This window comes from Peptoniphilus indolicus ATCC 29427 (assembly GCF_000227315.1).
GTDB lineage: Bacteria > Bacillota > Clostridia > Tissierellales > Peptoniphilaceae > Peptoniphilus > Peptoniphilus indolicus.
Map to the genome: position 1 here is coordinate 416,860 of NZ_JH165061.1, position 10,175 is coordinate 427,034.

Genomic DNA, 10,175 nt, shown 5'->3' on the forward strand with positions numbered 1-10,175 from the left:
TCAGTATCTTTTTCATATGTATAACCTCACTCAATTAAAGATTAAAGTAAGACGATTTATACTAATTACTTATATAATCTATAATTCATTTTCATACTATAATATTTCAAATATATTACGTTTAAAATATTTAGAAATTCTACCAAGTATCTCCATGCTCACATTCTAATCTCGTCCTATTTTGGCTAAGGTATTAGGAGTAGTGTTTGTAGATTTTTGCAGCTCTAGCTTATTCATCTTTGCATCTATTAAATTTTCCATAATTTATCATAGGAAAATCCCATATTGTATCTCAAATTAATCTTCTACTTAATATAGTTTTTATAATATTATACAATATTTGACAACTTAATATTTAAAGGTTTCTTAAGGTTGATTTATTTCTGTCTTATTTTAATTTAATTTGAAAATTCAAGTGGAAAATAAGGGGTATAATTATCTCAAAAGGTATAAAAATTTAGAAAGGGAGAATGATTTTTTATGAAGCACACAGATACACACTCCCACTTGTGGAGTAAAGAGTACTTAGATAAAATTGAAAAGCTTTGCTCATAAGGTGCTGAAATAGCGATAATGATGAACAATACAAATTTTGAAGAAGATTTAAAATATAGATTTTCATTGATGGATAAAGCTGGAGCTAGAATGCAAATTATTTCAGCAACACATCAAGTGTCGGAATATGGAAGTGCAAAAGAAGCCTTGGAGTCAGCACAGATGATAAACAATTTATATGCTGATATGATGAAAAAATATCCGGATAAATTTTTTGTTTATAGTGACTATCCGTATTTTAAAGATGAAAAGATATATAAGAGCTGTAGAATACATCGAAAAATCAGGATTAAATCAAGAAGAAGTGGATTCAATATTACACAACAATGCAATAGAATTTTTCAGTATAAAATAAATTTTAAGAGATAAATTAACATGATTTTACAAGTATTAAAATATCTATTGTGGCAAGATATAAAAACAAATAACAACACAATCGGAGTAATGTATTTTTACTTGGAGTCGCTGTTGGTATTTGGTGGTATAATTTGTTTTAAATACGTTGAAAATAGTTATATAAACTATATAGCAATTATGGGAGTTTTGCTTTTATTTATATACGAATACAAGAGAAAAAATAAATTAATGTGGTGAATATGAAAATACTATTGGTAGAAGATGATAAAAATATAAGAGATATACTAAAAAGAGAATTGACTAAGTGGGAATACACAGTTGAAAGTGAATTAGATTTTAAAGACGTCTTAAAAACATTTAAAAACTTTGAGCCGGATTTTGTGATAATGGATTTGAAATTACCATACTACAACGGATATCACTGGACAAGAGAGATAAGAAATATATCCGAAGTTCCAATACTGTTTTTATCATCAGCAGATGATAACTTGAACATGATAATGGCAATGGACTTGGGTGCAGATGACTACCTTACAAAACCGTTTGATATGGATTTGTTGTTGGCAAAGATAAAAACTATTCTAAGAAGAACAGGTAAAAAGCAACAAGAAGAAGTTATAAAGCATGAAGACTTCATCCTAAACCTTAGAACTATGGAAGTAGAAAAAGATGAAAATCAACAAAGTCTTACTAAAAACGAATTAAAAATATTAGAAACACTGTTAATTCAAAGACCGGGAATTGTATCGAGAGAAGAACTGATGTTAAAACTTTGGAAATCAGATGAATATGTAGACGACAATACATTAACGGTGAATATAAACAGACTTAGAAAAAAGTTGTCTGAAATAGGCGTAGTAGATATTGTAAAGACAAAAATCGGAATGGGATATTATGTGGAATAGATATTTAAGACATCACAGAGAAATATATACTACAGTATTTTCAATGTTGGTGCTATATGGAATTTTCTTCTATGCATTTGATATAGACTTAAGAATTTATGCATATACTTCTTTGATAACGATAGTTTTTTGGGGAATAGTTTTAAAATACAAAGTTAATAAGACAAAAAAGAACATTGAAAATATAAAAGCATATATGCAAAATATCAATTCAAACTTAGAGATAGATAATGTTGAATTAGAAGAAGCCATAGTGGAAATGAAGAATATCACTGAAGAATGTAAGGGACAAATATCAGAAAATAATAAGAATACAGAAGAATTTAAAAGATTTATAACCACTTGGACTCACCAAATAAAGACACCCATAGCAGCAATTAATCTGCAATTAGAAGGAGATATAGATAAATTTGAATTAAAAAACAATATCTTTTCAGTTGAAGAATATTTGAATTTGCTTTTAAACTATCTAAGGCATAACTCAAAAACCACAGACTATGTATTTAAAAAAGTGAGTTTAGACGATTTGACTAGACAAGTCATCAGAAAATATGCACCATTGTTTATTAAAAAGGGGATAAAAATCGAATATGAGCCACAAAAAGTAGAAATAGTTACGGACTATAAATGGCTTATGTTTGCGATAGAACAAGTGCTGTCAAACTCTTTAAAATATACAGAAAAAGGAAAAGTAAAAATAGAGATAAAAGAAAATGGAATTTTTATAACCGATACGGGCATAGGAATAGCGCCTGAAGATTTAAAAAGAGTTACAGAACTGGGATATACGGGCTACAATGGAAGAATATATTCAAAATCAACAGGCATAGGACTCTATTTAACAAAAGAAATCTTAAAGAAATTAAATTTAGATTTAAAAATAGAATCAGAATCAGGCACTAAAGTCGGCATATATTTTAAATAGAAAATAAATATAAAATTCAATCTGAAGACAAGGTGGTGTTGTAGAATGATTTCATCTCATTCTACAACACCACCCTTATTAAATTTTGATAAATATTATATATAGAAGAATTAATTAAAAATATAATGGAGATTAATAATAGAATTATAAAATGTCCAAATCATATACACCTTTTTGATACATTTGTGCACGAATTTAGTTGACTCTAAGAGTCACAGTTTTATCAAAATAAGAGAATACAGTTAGATATCAAATGAAGGTAAATAGGTATATACAAGTTAAAGGGGCAAATAAATCCTTAAATCACCTATAATATTAAGAAAGGTGTTGACAACATGTATGGGAAAATGTTAACATCATATAAACAAAGCTAGGTTGTATATACAACTAAAAAAATGGAGGGATTTATTATGAGGAAGGCAAAAGTTTTAGTATCAATATTTTTAATTATGGTTATTTTTACGGCATGCGCTAAGAAGAATGCGGATATCGCCAATGAAAAAGAAGTTGTTAGAGTAGGATTAGTTTCTTCAAGCAGTGGTTTCGGAGACGGGGCTTTTAATGATTTGACCTTAAAAGGGGTGGAAAGGGCTAAAAGTGAATTTGGAATTGAGTATGATAAAGTTCAAATTAAAGCTGTTGGAGATATTGAATTATCACTTAGAGATATGGCTTCTACCGGAGACTATGATTTAATAATAGGATTAACTTATGAAGCTATTCAGGCTATGAAAACTGTTGCTCCTGAATTTCCGGATCAAAAATTTGCTTTGATTGATACTTCTATTGAAGCACCTAATGTTGTTAGTTATATGACAAGAGATGAAGAAGCTTCTTACTTAGTAGGTGTTGTGGCAGCAAGTATGAAATTTCAAAATTCAGGATTTAATTTAAAAGAAGACAATAAAATTGGATTTATTGGAGGAGTAGACGCACCTAACATTCGTGTATTTTATTCAGGATATACAGCGGGAGCAAAATCTGTAAATCCTTCAATTGAATCTGTGTCAGATTTCGTAGGTGGTTTTACTGATGTTACTACAGCAAAAGAAATTGCTAAATCTATGAACCAGCAAGGGGCTGATGTTATATTTCATGCAGCAGGAATGAGTGGTAATGGCCTTTTTCAAACTGCCAAAGAGAATGGCACTTTTGCTTTTGGTGTTAATTTAAATCAAAATGCTACAGAACCTGATGTTATAGTAGGCTCTATGATTAAAAATGTTGATATTGAAGCTTACGAAGCAATAAAGTCTGTAGTAGAAGACAATTTCAAAGCTGAAGTTATTAAATTAGGGTTGAAAGAAAATGGTGTAGATTTTGTAACTGAGGGATCTAATGTAAAACTTCCTGATGAAATTATAAAGTCTGTTGATGAAGCTAAAGAGAAAATAATAAATGAAGAAATTAAAGTTCCATCAAATATGGATGAATTAGTAACTTTTGAAGATACTTTAAACTAAGGTGATTTTATGAATTTAGCTGTTGAAATGTGTAATATTTCAAAATATTTCAATGGTAAAGCCGCACTTGAAGATGTGAATTTTAGTGTTAAAAAGGGAGAAATTCATTGTCTTCTAGGTGAAAATGGAGCTGGAAAAACAACTCTTATGAATATCCTTTTTGGTCTATACCAGGCCAATAAAGGATATTTGAAATTATATGGCAAAAATGTTGAAATAAAAAATACAGGGGATGCTTTTAACCATGGGTTAGGTATGGTACACCAACATTTTATGTTGATTGAAAATATGACAGTATTACAGAATATTATTTTAGGAAATGAAATTGGAAAATATAAAATTGATTATGCAGAAAATAAAAAATCTGTAAAAAAAATAATTGAACAGTATGGTTTGGATATAAATCTAGACGAAAAAGTAAAAAATTTATCAGTTGGTATGAAGCAAAGAGCTGAAATAATTAAAGCTTTATATAGAGGCGCTGATATTTTAGTCCTCGATGAGCCATCTGCAGTACTGACTCCTAAAGAGTCTCAACTTTTGATGAAGGTATTAAAAAATCTTCAAACTAAGGGAATGACGATAATTTTTATAACTCATAAATTAAATGAAACCATGGAAATAGCTGATAGAGCTACTATTTTGAGAAATGGAAAACTTATAGAAACAGTTGATATTGCCAATGAAACAGCCGAAGATTTAGCAACTAAAATGGTAGGACATTCTATTGCCCAAATTAGCAGTCATAAAAAAATAAATACAGATGAAGTGATTTTTGAAATTAAGAATTTAAAGGTTTTAAAGAATTCACAAAACACTGTTGATTTAAAAATTAAGGCTGGAGAAATATTTGGGATAGCAGGTGTTGATGGTAATGGACAGCTTGAACTTGAAGAAATGGTTATGGGACTTATGAAATATGATGGAGAAATTTATTATAAAGGCAAGTTACTATCGAATTTGTCAACAGCAAAAATTAAAGATAGTGGGATAGGCCACATACCATCAGATAGATTTTTAAGAGCAATTTTACCAAATATGACTTTATTTGAAAATGTAATGCTTGGAAATCAGGAATCTGATCAGTTTAGGAATAAAATATTTGTAAGATACGAAAAATTGAAAGAGTATACTTCTAAAATTTTAGGACTATTTAATGTTAAGTATTCTGATATTAACCAAAATATTTCAGGATTATCAGGAGGGAATCAGCAAAAACTTGTTGTTGCTAGAGAAATTAGTAATGATAATGATTTTATTCTAGCTTCTCAACCTAGTAGAGGGTTGGATATTGGAGCTATTCAATTTATTCATGAACAGTTTGTTAGGATAAGAAATGATAAGAAGTGTGTTATGCTAATTTCTGCAGACCTTGATGAGATAATGGAAATGTCTGATAGAATTGCTGTTCTGTATAAAGGCGAAATTATGGCTATTGATTATGCTGAAAATTTTACTAAAGAAAGATTAGGTCTATTAATGGCCGGAAGGAGTGAATAGTGAAATGTCAAGTTTGAAAAATTTAAGTAAGGCAAGAAGTACAGTTCTTATTTCAATATTTTCTATTCTTTTATCCATTTCTATAGCTTCTATTTTAATTTTAGCTGTGGGGAAGTCTCCTATTTTAGCATTTAGTTCTTTATTGAAAGGAGCTCTAGGATCTCATACAGCTATAGCTAATACTTTTAATAAGACTGTTCCTTTAGTTATTGCAGGATTAGCTTGTAGTTTTGCGTTTAAAGGGGGAATCTTAAATATTGGGGTTGAAGGACAAATTCATATAGGAGCAATTTTTGCATATACTGTTTTATATTTTATTCCAAACACTACGCCACCTATAGTAGCAATACTACTTGCATTATTTGCAAGTATATTAGGAGGAATGTTATGGGGAGGTTTGATTGGAACTTTAAAGGTTAATTTAAAGATAAATGAAGTAATAATTGCTATTTTGTTAAATTATATTGCAATAGAATTTACATCATATATGATAAATTATCCCTTTATTTCATCTGCCAGATTGCCTGAAACTGAAATGATTTCAAAGAATTTTAGGTTTCTCACTCTAGTTAAGTCTACTCAATTTTCAGCCAGTGTATTTATAGCTTTTATTGCCGTTCTTGTAACTTATATAGTTATAAACAAAACTGTTATGGGTTATAAGATACGAGCTGTTGGAGATAATTATGGAGCTGCTTTAGCAGGAGGAATATCGGTTAATAAAACTGTAATAATAACTATGCTTATTTCGGGAGCTATCGGAGGTTTGATTGGAGCAACTGAACTTATGGGAACGTATGGAAAGCTGTTCAATGGATTTTCAGGTAATGTTGGATTTACAGGTTTAGCAGTTGCTGTTCTCGCTAATAATAATCCTCTAATTGTAATCTTATCAGGTCTTTTATTTGGGATTATGGATTCAGGAGCGAGAATGATGAATATAAGAGCAGGACTTTCAGCTAACATGGTAGTAGTTATTCAGGGATTGGTAATATTTTTTATTGCAACTCCAGGTATTTTTGAATTTGTAACTAAGAAGAGGAGAATAAAAAAATGAATTATTTTTTTTCAGCAGATACATTTTTGATGATTATAAGATTAGCTATTCCTTTAATTTTAGTTTCACTTTCAAGCACATTATCAGAACTAAGTGGGATAATTAGTCTAGGAACAGAAGGACTTATGCTTATGGGAGCTTTTGGAGCTGTTGTAGGTACATATTTTACAGGAAGTCCTATATTAGGGATTATTTTTGGAATGATTTTTACTGCAATATTTGCTTTGTTATTTGCTATTTTATGTATTAAATTTAAGGCAAATCAAACTGTTTGCGGAGTAGGGTTAAATTTATTTTCTCAGGGCTTTACTGCATTTGGAACTTTTATAATTTGGGGACAAGAAGGAATTAGCGCAAAAGTTACTCAATTAAATTTAATTAGTATCCCTTTTCTTAAAAACATACCCGGGATAGGAATATTATTTAAGAATCAATCGCCAGTTTTATATATAACTGCAATATTTGCAGGATTAATTTGGTATGTATTAAAGTATACAAAGACAGGACTTAGATTGAAAGCAATAAGCGATGATCCTATTGCTGCAAATAGTGTTGGGATTGATACTAAAAAATATAAATACGTATCCATGTTATTAGTTGGGTGTTTGGCTGGACTTGGTGGTAGTTATTTATCAATAGTTCAAAACAATGTTTTTGTAAATAATATGGTAGCAGGAAGAGGGTTTTTAGGAGTAGCAGCAAATATTTTTGGTGGCTGGACACCTCTTGGATCAGTGGGGTCAAGTTTTATATTTGCTATTGCACAAGCAATTCGATTTAATCTTGTAGGCTTAAAAATCCCGGATCAATTTATACAGATGGTTCCATATTTAATAACAATTTTGGCACTAGTTTTTTTTGGTAATAGAAAACAATCTCCAAAAGCATTAGGAAAGGTTGAATAATAATATGGACAAAACGTTACACATAAAATTGAATAAAAAAGATGTGGGAAGGTATGCAATCATTCCAGGGAACCCTGACAGATGTGAAAAAATTGCAAGGCTTATGAAAAATCCTAGGAAAATCCAAGAAAATAGAGAACATACAACTTATGAAGGATACTTAGAAGGAGAAAAAGTAATAGTAACTTCAACAGGAATGGGAGGCCCATCTGCTGCAATCTGCATGGAAGAGCTAAAGAAATGTGGAGTTGATACATTTATTAGAGTAGGAACTTGTGCTTCAACCAGCAAAATGGTGAAATTAGGTACAATAGTCATACCTAATGGAGCGGTAAGGATGGAAGGTACGGGACTTCACTATTTACCACTTGAGTTTCCGGCTATTCCTGATTATAAGATGTTAAAAATAATAGAAGAAACTTCGATTAAAAAAGGATTTGACACTAAAGTCGGAATAACTATTATAAAGGATTCATATTTTACTGAAATCAATCCACTAGAAAAACCTTTTGGATATAATTTATACAATAGTTGGAATTCATATGAAAAAGGGGGAGCAATTGCAACCTCTATGGAATCGGCAACATTGTTTTTAATAGCAAGTTGTTATGGATTAAGAATGGCGACGGTACTTGTTTCCGCAACCAATTATAATGATGAAAGTTCCATAGACACCTCTGAAAATGGTTATCCAAAAGAAGTTGAATATAAAGCTTGTGAAGTTGGAGTTGAATCAATAAGAAATGTTATAAAATTGGATAAGGAGAGATAATAATGCAAAAAGAAAAAACACTTCATATAAAATTAAACTCAGATAACGTTGGTAGATATGCAATTGTTCCGGGAGATCCGGCAAGATGCGAACTTATAGCAAAACATTTAGAAAATTCAAGAAAAATACAACAAAATAGAGAGCATACAACTTATGAGGGATACTTGGAGGGTGAAAAAGTAGTTGTAACTTCAACGGGAATGGGAGGACCTTCAACAGCTATCTGCATTGAAGAACTTTATAAATGTGGAGTTGATACATTTATAAGAATAGGAACAGGAGCATCTACAAGCTTTAGCGTTTCAAAGGGAGATATTGTTGTAGTAAATGGAGCCGTTAGAATGGAAGGTACAGGCTTACATTATTTACCAATGGAATTTCCGGCTGTACCTAATTATAGTTTAACAAAAATATTAGAGGAAACTTCAATTGAGTTAGGATACAAGACTAAAGTAGGAATTTCAATAACTAAAGATTCATTTTATACGCAAGTTGAACCTGAAACAAAACCTGTGGGATATGATTTAATAAATCGTTGGAATTCTTATATTAAAGGAGGAGCTGTTTGTACGGCAATGGAAGAAGCTACATTATTTTTAGTATCAGCCTCTTTAAATTCAAGAGCGGCTTCAGTACTTGTATCAGCAACCGATTATGAAAATAAAGTTTCAAGCGATATATCTTCTAATGGATATCCAATCAATTACATTGACAGAGCAATACAAGTTGGTATAGAATCTTTACGTAAAATAATTATTAATGATAGAAATAAGTTATGAAGAAAAAAATGAATATAAAAAGAACTAAATTAAAATATGTAGAAGTATATGAAGAAATTCTTAAGCTTATTAAAGATAAAAATATAGAACCTGAAGAGACAATTCCATCTGAAAATGAACTATCTAGGTTATTTAATGTGAGTAGAGGTACTGTAAGACAGGCTATTGCTTTATTAAAAGAAGATGGTATTTTATATAATCAACAAGGAGTAGGAAATATATTATTGGATCCAAAAAAAAATCAAAAGATGGGGATGGAATCTATAAATGTTCCTATTTTTGATTTCAATAATGTAGAGTTTACAAATGTACAGTTTGTGACAGAATTTCAACCTGCCGGAATTAAGATGAAAGAATTTTTTGAACGTGATGAAAATTTTATAATCATGTTGATAAATGTAAAATATTATATAAAAGATCAAGTAGCAGCTCTATTGATGTATTTTATAAATTATGATGAAGTTAAAGAGTATGATCTTAATTTAAGAACGAAAAGTGAACTTAAAGAATTTATAGATAAATTCATAGTAAGAAAAATTGTAAAAAGCGATTTGAATTTTCAAGGATTTAAGGCTAGAGAATCGATAGCTAATAAAATGAATATACATGTTGGAGATTATATTATTTATTTTAGTGAGGTTATGAGAAAACAAGATGGAACGGTAGCCTTTTATAGAAGATCATATTTTAATCCTAATTATTTCACTTTTTATATGACACGAAAATAAAAGACTATTAAATAATTTTTTATGGAAATTCTTATAATTAGATTAGAAGCTAATATTTATGAGAGTCTAGGCTATATGTTTCTATAAGAATATATTTAGTGAATTTTGTGTATCAACTTAAATCCTGAAAAAGGATAAGGGTTGATACATTTTTTATGTATTGATAAATATCCATTAATATAGAAATGAAGCTTAACTTAATTTTACATAAATTTAATAAACTGTCAAA

At 29.8% G+C, this 10,175-nt stretch carries 11 protein-coding genes; all 11 read left to right on the top strand.

Features of this window, described 5'->3' with window-relative positions; all coding sequences use genetic code 11:
• Window positions 1–576: 576 nt before the first annotated feature.
• Entirely contained in the window at window positions 577–924 is a 348-nt protein-coding gene (locus HMPREF9129_RS01920; protein ID WP_147285876.1) for an amidohydrolase family protein, read from the top strand.
• Between the two features lie 6 nt (window positions 925–930).
• On the top strand, window positions 931–1,149 hold the full coding sequence (locus HMPREF9129_RS01925) for a hypothetical protein (RefSeq protein ID WP_004819754.1): 219 nt from the start codon (window positions 931–933) through the stop codon (window positions 1,147–1,149).
• 2 nt (window positions 1,150–1,151) lie between these two features.
• Window positions 1,152–1,817 carry a response regulator transcription factor gene (locus tag HMPREF9129_RS01930; RefSeq protein ID WP_004819756.1) on the top strand — a complete coding sequence of 222 codons (666 nt, stop codon included), beginning with the start codon at window positions 1,152–1,154 and terminating at the stop codon, window positions 1,815–1,817.
• Window positions 1,807–2,742 carry a sensor histidine kinase gene (locus HMPREF9129_RS01935; RefSeq protein ID WP_004819757.1) on the top strand — a complete coding sequence of 312 codons (936 nt, stop codon included), beginning with the start codon at window positions 1,807–1,809 and terminating at the stop codon, window positions 2,740–2,742. The genes HMPREF9129_RS01930 and HMPREF9129_RS01935 overlap by 11 nt, the downstream gene beginning before the upstream one ends.
• A 410-nt stretch (window positions 2,743–3,152) precedes the next feature.
• A complete protein-coding gene (locus tag HMPREF9129_RS01940; protein ID WP_040552150.1) occupies window positions 3,153–4,205 on the top strand; it encodes a BMP family lipoprotein in 1,053 nt (350 codons plus the stop codon).
• 9 nt (window positions 4,206–4,214) lie between these two features.
• Window positions 4,215–5,705, top strand: a complete 1,491-nt coding sequence (locus tag HMPREF9129_RS01945) for an ABC transporter ATP-binding protein (protein WP_004819762.1) — start codon at window positions 4,215–4,217, stop codon at window positions 5,703–5,705.
• Window positions 5,706–5,709: 4 nt separating this feature from the next.
• Window positions 5,710–6,762 (top strand): ABC transporter permease, encoded by a 1,053-nt coding sequence (locus HMPREF9129_RS01950; RefSeq protein ID WP_050794608.1) that lies wholly within the window; start codon window positions 5,710–5,712, stop codon window positions 6,760–6,762.
• A complete protein-coding gene (locus tag HMPREF9129_RS01955; protein ID WP_004819764.1) occupies window positions 6,759–7,667 on the top strand; it encodes an ABC transporter permease in 909 nt (302 codons plus the stop codon). The genes HMPREF9129_RS01950 and HMPREF9129_RS01955 overlap by 4 nt, the downstream gene beginning before the upstream one ends.
• A 4-nt stretch (window positions 7,668–7,671) precedes the next feature.
• Window positions 7,672–8,439, top strand: coding sequence for a nucleoside phosphorylase (locus HMPREF9129_RS01960; protein WP_040552443.1), 768 nt, complete (start codon window positions 7,672–7,674; stop codon window positions 8,437–8,439).
• 2 nt (window positions 8,440–8,441) lie between these two features.
• Window positions 8,442–9,218 (top strand): nucleoside phosphorylase, encoded by a 777-nt coding sequence (locus HMPREF9129_RS01965; RefSeq protein WP_004819766.1) that lies wholly within the window; start codon window positions 8,442–8,444, stop codon window positions 9,216–9,218.
• Between the two features lie 8 nt (window positions 9,219–9,226).
• Window positions 9,227–9,946, top strand: a complete 720-nt coding sequence (locus tag HMPREF9129_RS01970; RefSeq protein ID WP_257009110.1) for a GntR family transcriptional regulator — start codon at window positions 9,227–9,229, stop codon at window positions 9,944–9,946.
• Window positions 9,947–10,175: the final 229 nt, after the last annotated feature.